The 19,938-nt window shown below is 63.9% G+C and carries 19 protein-coding genes; 13 read left to right on the plus strand and 6 right to left on the minus strand.

Features of this window, described 5'->3' with window-relative positions; translation table 11 throughout:
* The first annotated feature begins 208 nt into the window (after positions 1 to 208).
* The 7 genes from glpD (at position 209) to N551_RS0120960 (ending at position 7,968) form a co-directional block, all read left to right on the plus strand.
* Complete coding sequence (gene glpD / locus N551_RS0120930; RefSeq protein WP_027568536.1) at positions 209 to 1,759, plus strand: glycerol-3-phosphate dehydrogenase; 1,551 nt, start codon at positions 209 to 211, stop codon at positions 1,757 to 1,759.
* Positions 1,756 to 2,895 (plus strand): ABC transporter ATP-binding protein, encoded by a 1,140-nt coding sequence (locus tag N551_RS0120935; RefSeq protein ID WP_027568537.1) that lies wholly within the window; start codon positions 1,756 to 1,758, stop codon positions 2,893 to 2,895. Before glpD ends, N551_RS0120935 begins: the two co-directional genes overlap by 4 nt.
* A gap of 12 nt (positions 2,896 to 2,907) precedes the next feature.
* The gene (locus N551_RS0120940) at positions 2,908 to 3,993 is read left to right on the plus strand and encodes an ABC transporter ATP-binding protein (protein ID WP_027568538.1); all 1,086 of its coding nucleotides are present in this window, start codon (positions 2,908 to 2,910) and stop codon (positions 3,991 to 3,993) included.
* Positions 3,993 to 4,895: a carbohydrate ABC transporter permease gene (locus N551_RS0120945; RefSeq protein WP_007595151.1), complete on the plus strand. Its 903-nt coding sequence runs from the start codon at positions 3,993 to 3,995 to the stop codon at positions 4,893 to 4,895. Before N551_RS0120940 ends, N551_RS0120945 begins: the two co-directional genes overlap by 1 nt.
* Positions 4,895 to 5,701 carry a carbohydrate ABC transporter permease gene (locus tag N551_RS0120950; RefSeq protein ID WP_018454979.1) on the plus strand — a complete coding sequence of 269 codons (807 nt, stop codon included), beginning with the start codon at positions 4,895 to 4,897 and terminating at the stop codon, positions 5,699 to 5,701. The genes N551_RS0120945 and N551_RS0120950 overlap by 1 nt, the downstream gene beginning before the upstream one ends.
* Before the next feature lie 67 nt (positions 5,702 to 5,768).
* On the plus strand, positions 5,769 to 6,098 hold the full coding sequence (locus tag N551_RS0120955; protein WP_027568539.1) for a DUF2160 domain-containing protein: 330 nt from the start codon (positions 5,769 to 5,771) through the stop codon (positions 6,096 to 6,098).
* A 127-nt stretch (positions 6,099 to 6,225) separates the two neighbouring features.
* Positions 6,226 to 7,968, plus strand: coding sequence for an ABC transporter substrate-binding protein (locus N551_RS0120960; RefSeq protein WP_035962951.1), 1,743 nt, complete (start codon positions 6,226 to 6,228; stop codon positions 7,966 to 7,968).
* Positions 7,969 to 8,155: 187 nt separating this feature from the next.
* Here the strand turns inward: N551_RS0120960 and N551_RS0120965 are convergent, their stop codons facing one another.
* The 3 genes from N551_RS0120965 to N551_RS0120980 all read right to left on the minus strand — a co-directional run bounded on the left by N551_RS0120965 (position 8,156) and on the right by N551_RS0120980 (position 11,511).
* The gene (locus tag N551_RS0120965) at positions 8,156 to 9,256 is read right to left on the minus strand and encodes an alkene reductase (RefSeq protein WP_027568541.1); all 1,101 of its coding nucleotides are present in this window, start codon (positions 9,254 to 9,256) and stop codon (positions 8,156 to 8,158) included.
* A 183-nt stretch (positions 9,257 to 9,439) separates the two neighbouring features.
* The gene (locus tag N551_RS0120970; protein ID WP_027568542.1) at positions 9,440 to 9,943 is read right to left on the minus strand and encodes a DUF1993 family protein; all 504 of its coding nucleotides are present in this window, start codon (positions 9,941 to 9,943) and stop codon (positions 9,440 to 9,442) included.
* A gap of 266 nt (positions 9,944 to 10,209) precedes the next feature.
* Complete coding sequence (locus N551_RS0120980; RefSeq protein ID WP_027568544.1) at positions 10,210 to 11,511, minus strand: lytic murein transglycosylase; 1,302 nt, start codon at positions 11,509 to 11,511, stop codon at positions 10,210 to 10,212.
* A gap of 186 nt (positions 11,512 to 11,697) precedes the next feature.
* Here N551_RS0120980 and htpX point away from each other — a divergent pair, with 186 nt between their 5' ends.
* Both htpX and N551_RS0120990 read left to right on the plus strand, forming a co-directional pair.
* On the plus strand, positions 11,698 to 12,630 hold the full coding sequence (htpX, locus tag N551_RS0120985) for a zinc metalloprotease HtpX (RefSeq protein WP_027568545.1): 933 nt from the start codon (positions 11,698 to 11,700) through the stop codon (positions 12,628 to 12,630).
* A gap of 134 nt (positions 12,631 to 12,764) precedes the next feature.
* Positions 12,765 to 13,406 carry a tetratricopeptide repeat protein gene (locus N551_RS0120990; protein ID WP_027568546.1) on the plus strand — a complete coding sequence of 214 codons (642 nt, stop codon included), beginning with the start codon at positions 12,765 to 12,767 and terminating at the stop codon, positions 13,404 to 13,406.
* A 194-nt stretch (positions 13,407 to 13,600) separates the two neighbouring features.
* Here the strand turns inward: N551_RS0120990 and N551_RS0120995 are convergent, their stop codons facing one another.
* Both N551_RS0120995 and N551_RS0121000 read right to left on the minus strand, forming a co-directional pair.
* On the minus strand, positions 13,601 to 13,942 hold the full coding sequence (locus N551_RS0120995; RefSeq protein ID WP_027568547.1) for a hypothetical protein: 342 nt from the start codon (positions 13,940 to 13,942) through the stop codon (positions 13,601 to 13,603).
* A 163-nt stretch (positions 13,943 to 14,105) separates the two neighbouring features.
* Positions 14,106 to 14,912 (minus strand): hypothetical protein, encoded by an 807-nt coding sequence (locus N551_RS0121000; protein WP_027568548.1) that lies wholly within the window; start codon positions 14,910 to 14,912, stop codon positions 14,106 to 14,108.
* A 229-nt stretch (positions 14,913 to 15,141) separates the two neighbouring features.
* Between N551_RS0121000 and N551_RS38950 the strand changes: the two genes are divergently transcribed.
* Positions 15,142 to 15,435, plus strand: a complete 294-nt coding sequence (locus N551_RS38950) for an antibiotic biosynthesis monooxygenase (RefSeq protein WP_007607017.1) — start codon at positions 15,142 to 15,144, stop codon at positions 15,433 to 15,435.
* Between the two features lie 139 nt (positions 15,436 to 15,574).
* On the opposite strand, the gene N551_RS0121010 is transcribed toward N551_RS38950, so the two are convergent.
* The gene (locus tag N551_RS0121010) at positions 15,575 to 17,020 is read right to left on the minus strand and encodes a short-chain fatty acyl-CoA regulator family protein (protein ID WP_027568549.1); all 1,446 of its coding nucleotides are present in this window, start codon (positions 17,018 to 17,020) and stop codon (positions 15,575 to 15,577) included.
* Between the two features lie 229 nt (positions 17,021 to 17,249).
* On the opposite strand from N551_RS0121010, the gene N551_RS0121015 reads away from it, so the two are divergent.
* From N551_RS0121015 to N551_RS0121025, 3 genes are all read left to right on the plus strand, one after another.
* Positions 17,250 to 18,881: an isocitrate lyase gene (locus tag N551_RS0121015; protein WP_027568550.1), complete on the plus strand. Its 1,632-nt coding sequence runs from the start codon at positions 17,250 to 17,252 to the stop codon at positions 18,879 to 18,881.
* 30 nt (positions 18,882 to 18,911) lie between these two features.
* Positions 18,912 to 19,118 (plus strand): hypothetical protein, encoded by a 207-nt coding sequence (locus tag N551_RS0121020; RefSeq protein WP_007595122.1) that lies wholly within the window; start codon positions 18,912 to 18,914, stop codon positions 19,116 to 19,118.
* A gap of 199 nt (positions 19,119 to 19,317) precedes the next feature.
* The gene (locus N551_RS0121025) at positions 19,318 to 19,872 is read left to right on the plus strand and encodes a hypothetical protein (protein WP_027568551.1); all 555 of its coding nucleotides are present in this window, start codon (positions 19,318 to 19,320) and stop codon (positions 19,870 to 19,872) included.
* Positions 19,873 to 19,938 lie beyond the last annotated feature (66 nt).

Here is a 19,938-nt window from a genome sequence, read left to right on the forward strand (position 1 = left end):
ATTGTAACTAATAATGGCCATCGACGACTATTCAAGAGCAATAATGCTGTTCGAATGCTCTCTTGAACTGACATTTCCACGCCCCTGTGCCCGCTTAGAAGTTCCGCTTTCATTTCCTTCCTCCTCTCTTTCATCTTGCTTTCGTTTTCCGGTGTGATCTAATCAAAAGCGAAAGTAACCGCTCGATTGAACGGGCGGTCGCCGGGGGATGCGTCTGTTGGAGCGTATTTTCGACCTCGCCATTATCGGAGGCGGTGTTAACGGCTGCGGCATCGCGCGCGACGCGGTGGGCCGTGGCAACACGGTTTTCCTGTGCGAAATGAACGATCTGGCGAGCGGGACGTCGTCCTGGTCGACCAAGCTGGTGCATGGCGGCCTGCGCTATCTCGAATATTACGAGTTCCGGCTGGTCCGCGAGGCGCTGATCGAGCGCGAGATTCTCTGGGGCATCGCGCCCCATATCATTCGCCCCCTGCGTTTCGTTTTGCCGCACCATGCGGGCCTGCGGCCGGCTTGGCTGCTGCGCCTCGGCCTCTTCCTCTATGACCACATCGGCGGCCGTCATTTGTTGCCGGCGACGCGCTCGGTCGACCTTGGGCGTGACGAGGTCGGCCGCCCGCTGATCCCGAACCGCTACGGCCGCGCGTTCGAATATTCCGACTGCTTCGTCGACGACGCCCGCCTCGTCGTGCTCAACGCGCGCGATGCCGCCGATAAGGGCGCCGAGATCCGCACCCGTACGCGCGCAACGGATATCAAACAGTCCGACGGCATCTGGACCGTCAGCATGATCGACACGCTGACCGGCGCCCGTTCGTCGATCCAGGCCCGTGCGCTGGTCAATGCCGGCGGTCCCTGGGTCGAGGATGTGCTCGGCCGCGGCGCCGGCGTCAACGCCAAAGCCAAGGTGCGCCTGGTGCAAGGCTCGCACATCGTGGTCAAGAAGCTCTACGACCACGACCGCGCCTACATGTTCCAGAATGCCGACGGCCGCATCATCTTCGTCATTCCCTATCAGGACGATTTTACGCTGATCGGCACCACCGACCGCGACTATGACGGCGATCCCGCCAAGGTGAAGGCGACGGCCGAGGAGATCCAGTATCTCTGCACGGCGGCAAGCGAGTATCTGGCCAAGCCTGTCACGCCTGACGACGTGGTCTGGACCTATTCCGGCGTGCGTCCGCTCTACGACGACGGCGCCAGCGAAGCCAAGGCCGCGACGCGCGATTATGTGTTCGAGCTCGACACGCCCGGCGGCGTGCCGCTGCTGTCGATCTATGGCGGCAAGATCACGACCTACCGCCGTCTCGCCGAGGAGGCGCTGGAACGGCTCGCGCCCTATCTTCGCAGTGCGAAAGCGCGCGAAGGCTGGACCGGCAAATGGCCGCTGCCCGGCGGCGACATGGGCGTGTCCGATGTCGACGGCCTGATCGCCGAGCTTCAGCGCGGCTATCCCTTCCTCAGCCACGAGCATGCGCGGCGCCTTGCGCGCGCCTATGGCACGAGGGCGATCAAACTGCTTGGCGATGCGAAATCGGCGGCCGATCTCGGCCAGGCCTTCGGCGCGACGCTGACCGAGCGCGAAGTCCGCTATCTCATGGCCAACGAATGGGCCGTTACCGCCGACGACGTCGTCTGGCGCCGTTCCAAGCTCGGCCTGCGGCTAAGTGCCGACGAGATCGCGGCGCTGGACGACTGGATCAGGACCCACGCCGTACAGCAAAGTCCCCTGCTGGAAGCCGGAGGACGCTCATGACCGTCACACTCGATCACGTGACCCGGACTGTCGACGGTATCCCACATATCCGCGACGTCTCGCTGACGCTCGAGAGCGGCACGCTCAACGTGCTGCTCGGGCCGACGCTGTCGGGCAAGACCTCGATCATGCGGCTGCTCGCAGGCCTGGACAAGCCGACATCGGGCAAGCTGCTGGTCAATGGCAAGGACGTCACCGGTGTCGACGTGCGCCAGCGCTCGGTCGCGATGGTCTATCAGCAGTTCATCAATTATCCTTCGCTCACGGTCTATGAGAACATCGCCTCGCCTTTGCGCGTGCAGGGCAAGCCGCGCGCCGAGATCGAGGCGCGTGTCGCGGAAGCCGCCCGGCTGCTCAGGCTCGAGCCGTTCCTGAAGCGCACGCCGCTCCAGCTTTCCGGCGGCCAGCAGCAGCGAACCGCGATGGCGCGCGCGCTGGTGAAGGGCGCCGACCTCGTGCTGCTCGACGAGCCGCTCGCCAATCTCGACTACAAGCTGCGCGAGGAGCTGCGCACCGAGCTGCCGCGCATCTTCGAGGCATCCGGCGCGATCTTCGTCTATGCCACCACCGAGCCGGCCGAGGCGCTGCTGCTTGGCGGCAACACGGTATGCATGTGGCAGGGAGAGGCGCTCCAGATCGGCGAGACGCCGAAGGTCTACCGCCGCCCGCAGACCTTGCGCGTCGCTCAGGTGTTCTCCGATCCGCCGCTCAACCTCGTCGGCATCGAGAAGAAGAACGGTTCCGTGCAATATGCGGGCGGCATTGCCGCGCCGGCGTCCGGTCTCTATTCCTCGCTCGCGGACGGCGCCTATCGCGTCGGATTTCGCGCCCATCAGCTCGCGCTTGCCAATGGCGAGACTGACCGCCACGCCTTCCATGCCACGGTAACGGTGACCGAGATCACCGGTTCGGAGAGTTTCGTGCATCTGACCCGCGACGGATCGAATTGGGTGGCGGTGCTGCACGGCGTGCACGAGTTCGAGCCCGGCCAGACCATTGATGCCGTGCTCGATCCCAACGACGTTTTCGTGTTCGACGCTGGCGACCGCCTGGTCGCAGCGCCCGGTCCCATGGCGTTTTCAAGCGAAGTGCCGAGCGGTTCGCGTGAAGAAAACGCGTCAAAGAAAAAAGCCTGAGGGGGATGCGACATGGCCCGCATTGACCTCGTCGATCTCGCGCACTCCTACGGCGGCAATGATGCGCCGCAGGACAGTTTTGCGCTGAAGCCCGTCACCATGACTTGGCGGCAGGGCGGCGCCTATGCGCTGCTCGGGCCGTCCGGCTGCGGCAAGACCACGCTGCTCAACGTCATCTCCGGCATCATCACCCCGTCGCGGGGGAAAATCCTGTTCGACGGCGAGGACATCACACCGCTGTCAACCCAGAAGCGCAACATCGCCCAGGTGTTCCAGTTTCCGGTGATCTACGACACCATGACGGTGGGGCAAAATTTGGCGTTCCCTCTGAAGAACCGCGGCGTGCCGAAGGCCGAGATCGACAAGCGCGTCGCCGAGATCGGCCGCCTGCTCGACCTCGAGCCCTATCTGAACCGCAAGGCGACGCGGCTCACGGCCGATGCCAAGCAGAAGATCTCGCTCGGCCGCGGCCTCGTTCGCTCCGACGTCGCCGCCGTGCTGTTCGACGAGCCGCTCACCGTGATCGACCCCGAGCTGAAATGGCAGCTCCGCTCCAAGCTGAAGGCGCTGCATCGCGAGCTCGACCTGACGATGATCTACGTCACCCACGACCAGACCGAGGCGCTGACCTTCGCCGACACCGTGGTGGTCATGCATGACGGCCGCGTGGTGCAGAGCGGCACGCCGGCCGAGCTGTTCGACAAGCCGGCGCACACCTTCGTCGGCTATTTCATCGGCTCGCCCGGCATGAACATCCTGCCGGCCGAGGTGAGGGGCCGTGAGGCCAGGATCGGCGGTCATGTGATCGCGCTCAACCGCAGCTACGACAAGCTGCCCGATGGCGCGAAGATCGAGATCGGCGTCCGTCCGGAATTCGTTGAGGCCGTCGCGCCGGCGCCCGGCCTGCTCAGTGCGAAGATCGAGCGCGTCGACGACCTCGGCCGCATCCGCTTCGCGCGTGCGCGGCTCGGTGATGCAAAGCTCGCCGCCCGCGCACCGGCCGGCTTCACCAGCCCGGACGGCACGGCCGGCCTGAAATTCGATCCGTCGCACGTCCACGTCTATGCCGACAGCCTTCTGGTGGAGGGAGCCGCCTGATGGACAAGACCGTCAACCAAAAAGCCTGGTTCCTGGTGCTGCCGGTGTTCCTGGTCGTCGCCTTCTCGGCAGTGCTGCCGCTGATGACGGTGGTGAACTATTCGATGCAGGATACCTTCGGCAACAACCAGTTCTTCTGGAACGGTGTCGGCTGGTTCAAGGAGCTGCTCGATCCTTCAACCGACCTCGGCGGCCGCTTCCTCGCTTCGCTTGGCCGCAATCTGTTCTTCTCCCTGGTGATCCTCGCGATCGAGGTACCGCTCGGCATCGTCGTCGCGCTGTCGATGCCGCGCCAGGGCTGGACGGTTGCAGCCTGCCTCGTCATCCTCGCGCTGCCGTTGCTGATCCCGTGGAACGTGGTCGGCACGATCTGGCAGATCTTCGGCCGGCCCGACATCGGCCTGCTCGGTTATGTCCTCAATGCCATCGGCATCGACTACAATTACGTCTCCAACGACATCGACGCCTGGGTCACCGTCATCGTGATGGACGTCTGGCACTGGACCAGCCTGGTCGCGCTGCTCTGCTACGCCGGCCTGAAGTCGATTCCCGAAGCCTATTACCAGGCGGCGCAGATCGACGGCGCCTCGCGCTGGGCGGTATTCAAGGCGATCCAGCTGCCGAAGATGAACCGCGTGCTGCTGATCGCGGTGCTGCTGCGCTTCATGGACAGTTTCATGATCTACACCGAGCCGTTCGTGGTGACGGGCGGCGGGCCCGGCAACTCGACGACCTTCGTGTCGATCGAGCTGGTCAAGATCGCGCTCGGCCAGTTCGACCTCGGCAAGGCCGCCGCGCTGTCGCTGGTCTACAATCTCATCATCCTGATCGTCTGCTGGATCTTCTACACCGTCATGACCAATGCCGGCGCCGACCGGAAATCGCATGAAGGAGCCGTGTGATGCATTCGATCCCCGGCCGTCGTCTCATCATGGCGCTGTTTTTGATCTTCCTGCTGTTGCCGATCTACTGGCTCGTCAACATGAGCTTCAAGACCAACGCCGAGATCGTCTCGACGATGACGCTGTGGCCGCACGCCCCGACGCTCCAGCACTACAAGCGCATCTTCACCGACGAGAGCTGGTATTCCGGCTATATCAACTCGCTGGAATATGTCGTCCTCAACACCATCATCTCGATCTCGGTGGCGCTGCCGGCGGCCTACGCGTTCTCGCGCTACCGCTTCCTCGGCGACAAGCATCTGTTCTTCTGGCTGCTGTCGAACCGCATGGCGCCGGCCGCGGTTTATGCACTGCCGTTCTTCAACCTCTATTCGGCGATCGGGCTGTTCGATACGCCCTGGGCGGTCGCGCTCGCGCACTGCATCTTCAACGTCCCGCTGGCGGTGTGGATCCTGGAAGGCTTCGTCTCCGGCGTGCCGCGCGAGATCGACGAGACCGCTTTCCTCGACGGCTATTCCTTTCCGCGCTTCTTCATCAAGATCCTGGTGCCGTTGATTGCGAGCGGCATCGGCGTCGCCGCCTTCTTCTGCTTCATGTTCTCCTGGGTCGAGCTGCTGCTCGCGCGCACGCTGACCTCGGTCTCGGCCAAGCCGATCGCGGCGATCATGACGCGCACGGTGTCGGCCGCGGGCATGGACTGGGGACTGCTGGCTGCGGCCGGCGTGCTGACGATCATCCCGGGCGCACTCGTGATCTGGTTCGTCCGCAATTACATCGCGAGCGGTTTCGCGCTCGGTCGGGTCTAGGAGATGCGCATGATCCCGAAAAGTGGAAACCGGTTTTCGGACCAGATCATGCGCAAGGAGTAAGAGCATGGAAGCTATTGCATGGATGGCCTGGACGCCGCCGACGGCAATCTTCTTTGTCGCGCTCGCCTGCACGCTCGCCGTGATGACTTGGCTTGGGGTGGCCTATCCCGAAGCCGAGCGCGTCGGCGTGCTGCGCATCCCCACCACGCGCGGCGACCGCCTGTTCATCTCCCTCATCACGGCAGCGGTCATCCACTTGCTGTGGATCGCCTTCGCCGGCACTGACGCCCTCGCCACGCTGCCGATCGGCGAGGACGGACTTGAAATTTCGCGCCTTTGGATCGCATCAGGAATTTCGCTGGCCACGGCCGTACTCATTTTCCGCACGGTCTAGCCCGCGAAGGAACGGCCAGATCCGGGACCAACCCGGGCCTGTAAAAAGTTTGTCGCTGCAACGGAGGACTAACATGCGGCAGTTTAGGAGAAGGGAACGTCCATTGACCAAGAATAGCTTTCTGACGATGTCCAGCGTCGCCGCCATCGTCGCGGTGTCGCTGGCCGTCTCGGCGCCGGTGCGCGCCGCCGACGACGCCGCCATCCAGAAGTGGATCGCGGAATTCCAGCCCTCGACGCTATCGAAGGAAGACCAGAAGAAGGAGCTGGAGTGGTTCGCCAAGGCCGCCGAGCCCTTCAAGGGCATGGAGATCAACGTGGTCTCCGAAACCATCACGACCCACGAATACGAGTCGCAGACGCTGGCCAAGGCGTTCTCCGAGCTCACCGGCATCAAGCTCAAGCACGACATCATCCAGGAAGGTGACGTCGTCGAGAAGCTGCAGACCCAGATGCAGTCCGGCAAGAACGTGTACGACGGCTGGATCAACGATTCCGACCTGATCGGCACGCATTTCCGCTACGGCCAGACCATCGCGCTGTCGGACTACATGACCGGCGAGGGCAAGGACGTCACCGACCCCATGCTCGACGTCAACGACTTCATCGGCAAGTCGTTCGGCACCGCGCCCGACGGCAAGCTCTATCAGCTGCCCGACCAGCAGTTCGCGAACCTCTACTGGTTCCGCTACGACTGGTTCACCAACGCCGATTACAAGGCCAAGTTCAAGGCCAAGTATGGCTACGAGCTCGGCGTGCCTGTGAACTGGTCAGCCTATGAAGACATCGCCGAGTTCTTCACCAACGACATCAAGGAGATCAACGGCGTCAAGGTCTACGGCCACATGGACTATGGCAAGAAGGACCCGTCGCTCGGCTGGCGTTTCACCGACGCCTGGCTGTCGATGGCCGGTAACGGCGACAAGGGCATCCCGAACGGTCTGCCGGTCGACGAATGGGGCATCCGCATGGAAGGCTGCCGTCCGGTCGGCTCATCGGTCGAGCGTGGCGGCGACACCAACGGTCCGGCCGCGGTCTACTCGATCACGAAGTACCTCGAGTGGATGAAGAAGTATGCTCCGCCGCAGGCGCAGGGCATGACCTTCTCCGAGTCGGGTCCGGTGCCGGCGCAGGGCAACATCGCCCAGCAGATGTTCTGGTACACCGCTTTCACCGCCGACATGGTGAAGCCGGGCATTGCCGTGATGAACGCGGACGGTACGCCGAAGTGGCGTATGGCTCCCTCGCCGCACGGTTCGTACTGGAAGGAAGGCATGAAGCTCGGCTACCAGGACGCCGGCTCCGTGACGCTGCTGAAGTCGACCCCGGCGGATCGCCGCAAGGCGGCCTGGCTCTACCTCCAGTTCATCGTCTCCAAGACGGTTTCGCTGAAGAAGAGCCATGTCGGTCTCACGTTCATCCGTGAATCCGACATCTGGGACAAGTCGTTCACGGAGCGTGCGCCAAAGCTCGGCGGCCTGATCGAGTTCTACCGCTCGCCCGCGCGCGTGCAGTGGACCCCGACCGGCAACAACGTGCCCGACTATCCGAAGCTGGCGCAGCTGTGGTGGCAGAACATCGGCGATGCGTCGTCCGGTGCGAAGACGCCGCAAGCCGCGATGGACTCGCTCGCCGCTGCTCAGGACTCCGTGATGGAGCGTCTGGAGAAGTCCGGCGTGCAGGGCGCCTGCGGTCCGAAGCTGCACAAGAAGGAGACGGCCGAGTACTGGTTCGCCAAGGCCCAGAAGGACGGCACGATTGCTCCCCAGCGCAAGCTCGCCAACGAGAAGCCGAAGGGCGAGACGGTCGACTACGACACCCTGATCAAGTCGTGGCCGGCCCAGCCCCCGAAGCGCGCTTCGCTGCAGTAAGGCACATCAACATAACGACGAAAGGCCGGGAGCAATCCCGGCCTTTTTTCTTTTTATTGTCGTGGATTTTGCTTCCACCGTCATTGCGAGCGAAGCGAAGCAATCCAGAGTCTTTCCACGGACGTAGTCTGGATTGCTTCGTCGCTTCGCTCCTCGCAATGACGGAGGATAGAGCGACGACGACGCCTTACTCCGCCGGTTCGGCCGCCAGCGCCGGGTAGTCCGTGTATCCCTTCGCGCCGCCGCCGTAGAAGGTATTCTTGTCCCAATCGTTCAGCGTCGCGCCCGTCTTCAGCCGCTCGACGAGATCGGGGTTGGAGATGAACGGCTTGCCGAAGGCGATGAGATCGGCCGCGTTGGCGTCCAGCACCTTGCTGGCGAGATCGAAATCATAGCCGTTGTTGGCGATGTAGGCGCCGGGGAAGCGCTTGCGCAGGCCCGCATAGTCGAATGGCGCGATGTCGCGCGGACCGCCGGTGGCGCCTTCGACGACGTGGAGATAGACGAGCTTCAGCGCGGCGAGACCGTCGACGATATGGTCGTAGAGGGCTTGCGGGTTCGATTCCGAGATATCGTTGGCCGGCGTCACCGGGGAGATGCGGATGCCGGTGCGCTCGGCGCCGGCCTCGGCGACGACGGCCCTGGAGACTTCCAGCATCAGCCGCGCGCGGTTCTCGATCGAGCCGCCATAGGCGTCGGTACGCTTGTTGGTGCCGTCCTTGGCGAACTGCTCGAGCAGATAGCCGTTGGCGCCGTGGATCTCGACGCCGTCGAAGCCGGCCTCGAGCGCATTCTTCGTGGCGCGCTTGAAATCGTCGATGATCCCTGGAATTTCGGAGAGCTCGAGCGCGCGGGGCTCGGAGACGTCGGCGAAGCCGCCGTTGACGAAAGTCTTGCCCTTCGCGCGGATTGCGCTCGGCGCCACCGGGGCTGCGCCATTGGCCTGAAGGTCGACATGCGAGATGCGGCCGACATGCCAGAGCTGGACGAAGATCTTGCCGCCGCGCTGGTGCACCTGATCGGTGACCTTGCGCCAGCCGGCAACCTGCTCCTTGGAGTAGATGCCGGGCGTGTCCTGGTAGCCCTGGCCCTGCTGCGAGACCTGGCTCGCTTCGGTGATCAGAAGGCCCGCGGAAGCGCGCTGGCCGTAATAGTCCGCCGCAAGCGGACTCGGTACGAACGTGCCGGGCGCGGCGCGGTTGCGCGTCAGCGGCGCCATCACCAAGCGGTTGGCCAGCGTGATCGGGCCGAGCTTGTAGGTCTCAAACAATTTGGTCGAACGGCTCATGAGAATGCTTCCAGGCGGTGAGAGATCCGGAACACTTGTGCATCGCGGCAATCAGCGCAAGGGAGGAGCCATACGGAAACTGCAGGCGAGATGCGCAGCAGAGCCGCGCAGCATAAAGCATGTGCAATTTCAGCCGCGGCAGCAGATTCGATCTCCCGCCGCGGCCGCCTGAATAATCGGGTACTAGTTCGCGCCGAGGAAATCGCGCTTGCCGATCTCGACGCCGGCGTGGCGCAGAAGGCCGTGGGCGGTCGCGGCGTGGAAATAGAAGTTCGGCAGCGAGAACGCGCTCAGGAATTGCTGGCCCTTCATGGTGATGGACTTGTCGGGGCCGGCCGGGAAGGTGACGTCCTTGGTGTCGGCGCCCTCGAACTGCTCGGGCTTGAACGATTTCACGTAATCGATGGTCTTCGCCAGGCGCTGCTTCAGCTCCGCAAAGCTGGTCTCGGTGTCCGGTGTGGACGGCACTTCGCTATGGGTCAGCCGGGCGCAACCTTTGGCTGCGAAATCGCTGACCAGCTGGATCTGCTTCGACAGCGGCAGCATGTCCGGAAACAAGCGGGAGCCGAGCAGGACGGCGGGATCGACCTTCTTGGCCGCACAATGCGCCTCGGCTTTCGTGAGCAGGCCGGTGAGGCTGTTCAGCATTTGCAAATAGGCGGGAACGACGGCGTCGTGGAAGGACATGTGATGCTCGCTCTTGTGGTGGGAAATCTCAGGAGAAACCTGAGCCACTCACATGGGAACCTCATGGAAAAATACAATCGCGCGAGCGCCTTGTGCAGTGCGAAAATTCTACCGAGCGGCCTTGTGGTGCTGTCGGCGCCATACCTCGCTGTCATCGTCCGGCTTGACCGGACGATCCAGTACTCCGGGGCAGCTGTGATTGAATGGATAGGCCGCGGCGTACTGGATGCCCCGCCTTTCGCGGGGCATGACAGCGATTCGAGTGCTTAGCGGATCGTGGCCGCCGGCTGCGCCTGCGCCGTGCCACCGCGCATCCGGGCCAAAAGCTCCGCGGTCGGCCAGGAATCGGCCGGCAGACCGTATTTGATCTGCATCGCCTTCACTGCGGCGCGGCTCTGCTGGCCCAGCACACCGTCCACCTTGCCGACGTTGAAGCCGGCCTGAACCAGAAGCTGCTGCAATTGCTTGAGCTCGTTGAACGGCAGTTGCGCGACCGATGTGGACGGCTTTCGCATCGGAGCCGCGCCCGCAATCCGGGTGGCGAGATAACCTGCGGTGGTCGAATAGATCAGCGAGTTATTCCACTCGGTATAGGCCGCGAAATTCGGGTACGCCATGAAGGCCGGCCCGTTCCGACCCATCGGCAGCAGCACCGACGCGGCAAGATTGTCGGTCGGCAGCGGCCTCCCGTCGGGATAGGTCACCCCGAGCTGCGCCCATTTCGAGCGCGGCAGCTGCACCGTGAGGTCGGTCTGATCCCAGGGCAGGTTTTGCGGCACCTTGATCTCCTCCAGCCACGGCTCGCCGCGCCGCCACTTCAATCCGTTGGCGATGTAGTTCGCGGTCGAGCCGATCACGTCGTCCTCGCTGCGGAGGAGATCGCGACGTCCGTCGCCGTCGTAGTCGACGGCATAGTTGACGTAATGCACGGGCAGGAACTGGGTCTGTCCGAGCTCGCCGGCCCAGGAGCCGACCATCTCGTCGGGATGCAAATCGCCGCGGTCGATGATCTTCAGCGCGGCGATGGTCTCGTTCACGAACATCTCCGAGCGGCGGCAATCATAGGCCAGCGACACCAGCGACTTCAGCGTCGGCAAATTGCCCATGTTGACGCCGAAGTCGCTCTCCAGTCCCCAGAACGCGGCGATCACCGCCGGCGGCACGCCGTATTCTTTCTCCGCGCGCGCGAACGCGGCCGCATGTTGCTTGATGTGCTGCTGGCCGTTCTGCATGCGATAGGGCGCCGCCATGCGGCCGGCAAATTCGGTGAAGAGCTGGCCGAACACGCGCTGGCCGCGGTCGCGATTGACGATGCCCTGGTCGTAGACGAGGTAAGGCGAGGCCGCCGCGATCGTCCGCTGCGACACGCCGGCGGCGACGGCCTGCTGTTTCACGTCGGCCAGGAAGCGATCGAAGTTCGCCCCATTGTGGCACGACGCCGCGCGGGGCGAGGGCGCGGTGGCCCTGGGAGCCGCGGGCTTTGCGGGTGGCGGAGCGAATTGGGCAGAGGCGGGAAGGGCGAGCGTGAGCAGGGCGGCGGCCGCGATCGCAAATCGGGTCTGGAACATGAGGTTTCCGCAAGGGGAGGAGACGCTTGGATTCTTGGCCAAGCTTAATGGAACGATTGACTTCAAACCAGTGCCGCGGCTCCGCGACGCACCCGGAAACCTTGCGGGCGGGCCGGGGTCATCCCTACCTCATGCTGGCCGGCCCGCAATCCCTCCAGCGGCCACGGCCGGCCTCGGGAGACGGCCATGAACTATCTTCGTACCGCAATGCTGCTCGCAGGCCTCACCGCTCTGTTCATGGGTGTTGGCTATCTGATCGGCGGTGCCGGCGGCGCCATGATTGCGCTCGTCATTGCCGCGGCGACCAATCTCTTCACCTACTGGAACTCCGACCGGATGGTGCTGTCCATGTATGGCGCCCATGAGGTCGACCGCAGCAGCGCGCCGGAGCTGGTCGGGCTCGTGGCCGAGCTTGCGGGCCGCGCCCGCTTGCCGATGCCGCGCGTGTTCCTGATGGACGAGCCGCAGCCCAACGCCTTTGCCACCGGGCGCAATCCGGAGAATGCCGCGGTCGCGGTGACCACCGGGTTGATGCGCCAGCTCAGCCGCGAGGAGCTCGCCGGCGTGATCGCGCACGAGCTTGCCCATATCAAGCACCACGACACGCTGCTGATGACCGTGACCGCGACCATTGCGGGTGCGATTTCGATGCTGGCGCAGTTCGGCATGTTCTTCGGAGGCAACCGCGACAACAACGGCCCCGGCATCGTCGGTTCGATCCTGATGATGATCCTCGCCCCGATCGGCGCCATGCTGGTGCAGATGGCGATCAGTCGCACGCGCGAATACGCCGCGGACAATCTCGGCGCACGCATCGCCGGTCAGCCGATGTGGCTGGCATCGGCGCTGGTGAAGATCGAAGGCGCGGCGCATCAGGTCCCGAACGCCGAGGCGGAACGAAATCCCGCCACCGCGCACATGTTCATCATCAACCCGCTGTCGGGCCACGGCGTCGACAATTTGTTCGCCACCCATCCCTCGACGCAGAATCGCATCGCGGCGCTTCAGCAGCTCGCAGCCGAGCTTGGCGCGCAGGCGTCGCCGTCGGTCGGCGCCAATGAGAACTATCCGCCTCGGAGCCCGTGGGGCCGCTCGTCCTCGCGCGGGCCTTGGGGCTGACGCAGCAGCGGCTCTAATTTGCGCGCTTTGTGACCTGTCGCACACAGGACGGTCCCGGCCGGTGTTAACACCCTGCCGTGACAGTTTCTGCGAAAGGGGATGCGTGGCCGGCCCTCCGCCTGCCACCGTCGAAAATGACCAAAGCTGCAGTACCATTGTTGATCGTCGTGGGCGTGCTGATTGGCCTCTCCACGCACACCGTCGTCAATTGCGGAGACGAGGACGAGCCCGACATCTGTTCGGCGGTGATCGGCTTCTCGCCGCTGCGCGGCTCGCTGATCGCTTTCGCCTATGAGGGGCGCGGACGGATCGCGCTGCGCCACGGCGATTGGCGGCGGGCGATCGCGGATTTCGACGAGGCCATCCACCTCAATCCCAACCGCGCCTCGCTCTATCGCGATCGGGCGCTGGCGCGCCGGCAGAATGGCGATCTCGAACTTGCCATCGAGGATTACGACGAGGCGATCGCGCATGATCCCAGGCACGCCGCGCCCTATCACCAGCGCGGTCTCGCGCTCGCGGCCGCCGGCGATCTCGATCGCGCGATTCTGAGCTACAACACCGCGGTCCGCCTCGACCCCTCGGATGCGCAGCCTCGGCTCGACCGCGGCCTCGCCTTCCTCGCCCGCGGCCAGGCAAATGAGGCGCGTGCCGATTTCGAGGCTGCGCTGGCGCTGCCCGCCGGCAAGGATGCCCACACCCGCGATGCGGCGCGCGCAAAACTCGCCGAACTGGCGAGCACCGAGCCGACCCGGCTCGCCGCGCCAGGGCGGTAGAGATATCTAGAGCTGCGTGCGCCGCTGCAACCCTCTCCCCTTGTGGGAGAGGGTGGCTCGCCGCGAAGCGGCGAGACGGGTGAGGGGTATCTCTCCGCGCGTGAGCCTGCTGCAGTTGAATTCGCGGAAACAACCCCTCATCCGGCGCTTCGCGCCACCTTCTCCCACAAGGGGAGAAGGAAGAAAGTGCGCGCCTACTTCTTGGCTTTGGCCTTCTTCGCCTTCTTCACCGGCTTCTCCTTGGCGGGCTTCTTCTCCACCTTCACCGCGACCGGTGTGCTGGCGGCAATCCGCATCGACCGCGCGTAGCTGTCGGCGACGTTGTCGGCGGACATCTGCAGGCGCTTGGCGGCGGCGATGGCCTGCTCCATGGTGGCCTTGGCCATCATCTTGAAGCGGTCGCCGGTCTCCTTGCTCTTGGCCTTGGCCGCAAGGCCGTTGAATCGATCCCGCCGCTCCTTGGCGCGGGACATCAGGCCCGTATGCAGCTGTCTGGCCAGTTGCCGGATCACGACATCCAGGTCGGCGTCCGCCATGTTGTTCTATCCTCTTCGAAAACAATATCGATGCGGGCGGACTATGCAGATCGGGCCCCGCCTTGGCAATTCCCGGCCGCGCGTCATCCGCAGCTTCCGGTGACCAAAACAAAAAAGCCGCGCTACGCGCGCGGCTCTCTGGCTTGGTTTGGCGTTTTTTGCCTTACTTCAGCGAGGCGACCGGGCCGCTTGTCGCTGCCGGATCGGGGTCGAAGCCGAACACGCCCACCAGATATTTGTAATAGTCCGGCAGCTTCTCCTTGAGCGCCTCGCGCGACTTCGGGTCGTGGAATTCGCTCTTCCCGGCCAGGAAGATGCTGGCGGTCACGGCAAAGAATTCCATGTGATTCTTCAGCGCGTAGGATTCCTTGGGCAGGAGATCCTTGGACTTGGCGTAGGCGTAATAGCCGATCACGCCCTTGTTGGCGTAGCCGTCCGGCAACAGCCGCGCGTGGTAGGCGTGCAGGAGCTCGTGCAGCAGCACGGCTTCCTTTTCGTACCGCATCATGTCCGGCCGCAGCATGATCACGCCGAGGCCGGAATCGACCGCGAGGTCGACGGCGTTCGGATTGCTCCAACGCTGCTTGTTGGGGTCCCAGACCGTCAGCGTGCGGGGAGCGGTGCGCTGGATGTCAGGCGTGACCCGGCCGTAGCATGCGGTCGCGGCGCCCTCGTCGAGGCAGGCGAGCTCGCTGGCGATGATCGGGACGGTGCGGAAGAAGCGCAGCACGCGCGGTGAGAGGCCGACAGCCTCGACCACGTCGATCTGGCTCTTCACATTGTCGGTGAGCTTGTCGACATCCTTGCGGTCGGAATTCTCCGACAGGTCAAACATGTAGCCGCGGTAGCTCTGGAAGCCCGGCGGTAACGCCTGCGCTGCGCCGGCGGACGCATCCAGCGGTCCGGCATGGGACGGATTGGCAAAGAGCGCGCCGACAATGGTCGCGGTCAGCAGCAACGCAATGCGCATGATGAACCCCCTGATGTCACTTCACGCGGCAGGATAAGCCGCCGTTGTTTGCGAAAAGTGAGTGGGGCGAGACTAAGGCAGCGATGTTGAGGCGTGCTTAATCGATCGTTGCGGATCGCGGAACTGAATTAGCGCCGGGTTAACCAAGCGTGGATTGCCCGCGCGCTTCGGCGTAGCATGCGGTCCGGGCACCAAGCCCTCAAACCAGATAGCCGGAAGGGAGGATGCCATGTATGCCGCCATCCGTCAGGCCAAGGCAAAAAGCGGGAGCGCAGAAGAGCTGGCGCGCCGTATCAAGGAAGGCGCCGTTCCGATCATCAGCGACGTCGACGGCTTCCGCGCCTATTACGTCGTCTATGCCGGCGACGACACGGTCACGGCGATTTCGATCTTCGACAAGTTCGAGCAGGCGGAGGAGGCGAACAGGCGTGCGATCGCCTGGATCGAGAAGGATCTGGGCGCGCTGCTTGCAGGCGACGCGCGCGCCGCCGCGGGTCCGGTGATCGTGCATACGCTGGCGTAGGGATTGGGTGCAGCCGCGCATTCAACTGTCATCGCCCGGCTTGACCGGGCGATCCAGTACTCCGAGACGGCAGGGATTGAACCGATAAGCCGCGGCGTACTGGATGCCCCGCCTTCGCGGGGCATGACAGCGGTGTGCTTTACAACTCCCTTGCATTCGAAAACGCAAACGAGCTCACCCGCCGCGTCGTCTCGTCCAGGATCAGCGTGCGCGTGATCGGCGGCTCGGCGCGCTGGGCGCAGTTTTCGCGCTCGCAGAGACGGCAGTTGACGCCGATCGGCGTGCCCTCCGTTTTCTCCAGATCGATGCCGGCAGCGTAGACGAGGCGCGCGGCGTGACGGATCTCGCAGCCGAGGCCGATGGCGAAGCGCGGCTGCGGCAGCGGGTGCGGCGCGACGGGGCGGCGCACCATCTGCGCGATCGAGAAATAGCGCGTGCCGTCGGAGAGCTCGATCACCTGCTTCAGCAGGCGGTCAGGCGTGTCGAAGGTCGAGTGCACGTTCCACAACGGACAAGTGCCGCCGAATTTCGAGAACGGGAACGTGCCCGATGAAAATCGCTTCGAGACGTTGCCGGCATTGTCGACACGAAGCAGGAAGAACGGGATGCCGCGCGCGTTCGGCCGCTGCAGGGTGGTGAGCCGATGGCAGACCTGCTCGAAACCGGAATTGAAGCGCTGCGCGAGCAGATGGATGTCGTAATTCAACGCTTCCGCCGCAGCCAGGAAAGCCGGGTAGGGCATCATCACGGCGGCCGCGAAATAGTTGCCGAGCGTGATGCGGAACAGGCGGCGCGGTGTGTCGTCGAGCGGGCCGGCGCGGCCGATGATGGTCTCCAGATGCTGCGCGCATTCAATGAGGCCAAGCTGGAAGGCGAGCTGGAACGCGCGACCGGGCGGGTCGACCAGCTCGGAAATCAGGAGCTGGCGCCGGTGGCGGTCGAAGCGCCTCAGCGTCTCGCGCATCACATCCACCGGCATGATGCGGGTCTGGATCGAATGCTTTTCGCGCAGCCGTGTCGCCAGCGCCGCATAAAGCTCTTCGGCCGGCACGTTCAGCTCGTCGCGCAAAGTCTCCGCGGCCTGCTCGAGTTCCGGAAAGTAGTTGCGGTTGGCCTCGATCAGCTCGCGGACGCGCTCGACCGGATTGGCCTCATAGCGGGTGCCGACGTCGCGGTCGGCCATTTGTGCCGCGGCCAGCGTCTCGCCCTGGCGGGCCTCGGTATAGGCGGCATAGAGCCGTTGCAGCGCATGGGTGACGCCGGGGCAAAGCTCGGCGAGATCGCGCAATTCCTGCTTGGGAACGTCGATCTGGCGGAACAGCGGATCGGAGAAGATCTCGTTGAGTTCGGCGAAAAAGCGGTCCTCGTCGGCGCTCGCGAGGTCGCGCAGGTCGAGGTCGTAGGTTTCGGCCAGTCGCAGCAGGATCTGGGCGGTCACCGGACGCTGGTTACGCTCGATCAGATTGACATAGCTCGGCGAGATCCCGAGCCCCTCGGCGATCTGGGTCTGCGACAGCCCCAGTTGCTGCCGGATCCGCCGGAAGCGCGGGCCGACGAAGAGCTTCTTGCTGGAACCGGCGGGCATTCTCGGGTCTCCGGAGAGGGCATCAATGGCAGGCTTACTGACCTAATTATTTACAAGATTTACAAAGTGACATATATTACAAGTACCGATGTTACATGACATCACCATTCAAATGCAAGCCTACTGTACGAGCTGAGCTTTCTCGCGTTTAGCTTCTGACACGCATCTCGCAATGCATTGTCAAGAATGTCGATGGCTGGTGGCCATCGTCAGCGAAAGGATCAGGCACATGAATTACCAGCCCCGTGGCATCAGCACCCTCCAGGCCCCCGCCTCGTACCAGAGTGAGGTCGAGGCGGCCCGGTCGCTCCTGGAGACCCAGCCGACCTGGAACGGGGTGTCGGCCGAGGCCGTCGCCCGCATGCGCCTGCAGAATCGCTTCAAGACCGGCTTGGATATTGCCCGCTACACCGCGGCGCTGATGCGAGCCGACATGGCCGCCTATGACGGCGATCCCACCAAGTACACGCAGTCGCTGGGCTGCTGGCACGGCTTCATCGCCCAGCAGAAGCTGATCTCGGTCAAGAAGCACTTCGGCAAGACCGATCGCACCTATTTGTACCTGTCCGGCTGGATGATCGCGGCGCTGCGCTCCCAGTTCGGCCCGCTGCCGGACCAGTCGATGCACGAGAAGACCTCGGTGCCGGCGCTGATCGAAGAGCTCTACACCTTCCTGCGTCAGGCCGACTCGCGCGAGCTGAACGATATCTTCCGCAACCTCGATAAGGCCCGCAAGGAAGGCGACAAGACCCGAGAGAAGGAGTTGATCGAGAAGATCGACAACTTCCAGACCCATGTCGTGCCTGTCATCGCCGACATCGACGCCGGTTTCGGCAATGCGGAGGCGACCTATCTACTCGCCAAGAAGATGATCGAGGCGGGTGCCTGCGCGCTCCAGATCGAGAACCAGGTTTCGGACGAGAAGCAGTGCGGCCACCAGGACGGCAAGGTCACCGTGCCGCACGAGGTGTTCCTGGCCAAGATCCGGGCCTGCCGCCACGCCTTCCTCGAACTCGGCGTCGAAGACGGCGTCGTCGTGACCCGCACCGACTCGCTCGGTGCCGGCCTGACCCAGCAGATCGCGGTCAGCCACAAGCCCGGCGACCTCGGCGACCAGTACAACAGCTTCCTGGATTGCGAGGAAGTGACGGCGGAGAACGCCCGCAACGGCGACGTCATCATCAACCGCAACGGCAAGATGATGCGTCCGAAGCGGCTGCCCTCCAATCTCTATCAGTTCCGCCCGGGCACCGGCGAAGACCGCTGCGTCCTCGACAGCATCACCTCGCTGCAGAACGGCGCCGACCTGCTCTGGATCGAAACCGAGAAGCCGCATATCGAGCAGATCGCCAAGATGGTCGACCGGATCCGCAAGGTGGTTCCGAACGCGAAGCTGGCCTATAACAACTCGCCCTCGTTCAACTGGACGCTCAACTTCCGTTGGCAGGTCTACGACGCGATGAAGGAAGCGGGCCAGGACGTCAGCAAGTACAATCGCGCCGAGCTGATGAAGGTGGAATACGACGATACGCCGCTGGCGAAGGAAGCCGACGAGCGCATCCGTACCTTCCAGGCGGATTCGGCCAAGCGTGCCGGCATCTTCCACCACCTGATCACGTTGCCGACCTATCACACGGCGGCGCTCTCGACCGACAATCTGGCAAAGGAATATTTCGGGGACCAGGGCATGCTCGGCTACGTCAAGAACGTCCAGCGCGCCGAGATCCGTCAGGGTATCGCCTGCGCCAAGCATCAGAACATGGCCGGCTCCGACATCGGCGACGACCACAAGGAGTACTTCGCCGGCGAGGCTGCCCTGAAGGCGGGCGGCGCCCACAACACGATGAACCAGTTCGGCTAACGCATCACGCTAATCGACAGGAGACTGACAATGACCAACAGCAATTTCTGGGTGATCGGCGGCGAGTTCGGTTCGATGAACTTCCACAAGCTCGTGGAAGGCTCGGCCCAGGTGCAGGGTCCGTTCAAGACCCGCAAGGAGGCCGAGGACGCCTGGCGCTCGGTCTCGGAAGAGAACCGCCACAAGGCCGGCGTCCGCTTCTCGATCGTGGAAGAGCCGTCGCGGGTCTCGGCCTGACAATGTGAACTAACATGACAATCTGAATAAGAAGACGTCCAAGGACGGAGGGTCCCATCCGGCGCAAGCCGGGTGGGATCGTCTGTTTTTGGCACAGGTGAACGACCTGTGGGCACCGTAAGTGACTGGAATTGTAGGGCCTTTGCGGACACTTTGGTTGCTGATAGGTTAATCCGGCCAAGTGAGGACGAGGCCGCCAATGTCAGAGCCCGAGACCAGCGGGATCCATCCCAGCCAGCCGCGCCCGGTGCGGCTGCGCGATGCGCTGTTGCGCGCGCGGATCGAGGCCGCCGACCGGACCGGCGTCGTCGTCGATTTGCGCGATGCCGAGGTGGCGCGGCTCGAGATCCTCAACGATTCGCTCGATCCCCTGTTCGCGCAGGTGCCTGACAAGATCGACCTATTCGACCGCGGCATCAGCCAGGGCGATACGCCCAGGCTCTGGATCGACGTCGTCGCGCACATCTCGATGGGGCGCGACAAGCGGATGTACCGCTTCGTGCAGGACACTCGCTTCGGCCGCATCGTGCTCGCCGAATCGCACGACACCGCTGTGATCGTCGAGGCCGTCACGGACTATGTCGCCCGCCGCATGATCGAGCGCGAGCATGCGATGGTGGTCCCGCCCGAGCCGAAGCCCGAGGCCGCGCAGCCGCGGCGCCGCTCGCGCCTCTGGCCATTCGTGCTGGGGTTCGTGCTCGGCGCCGCCGCGCTGTTCGGGGTTGCCGTGCTCGCGGCCCTGCGGAGCTGGTGAGGCGTCGTCATTGCGAGGAGCCCGCGACAAAATTGCGAAGCAATTTTGCGCTGGCGACGAAGCAAT

The organism is Bradyrhizobium sp. URHA0013 (assembly GCF_000518345.1).
Lineage (GTDB): Bacteria > Pseudomonadota > Alphaproteobacteria > Rhizobiales > Xanthobacteraceae > Bradyrhizobium.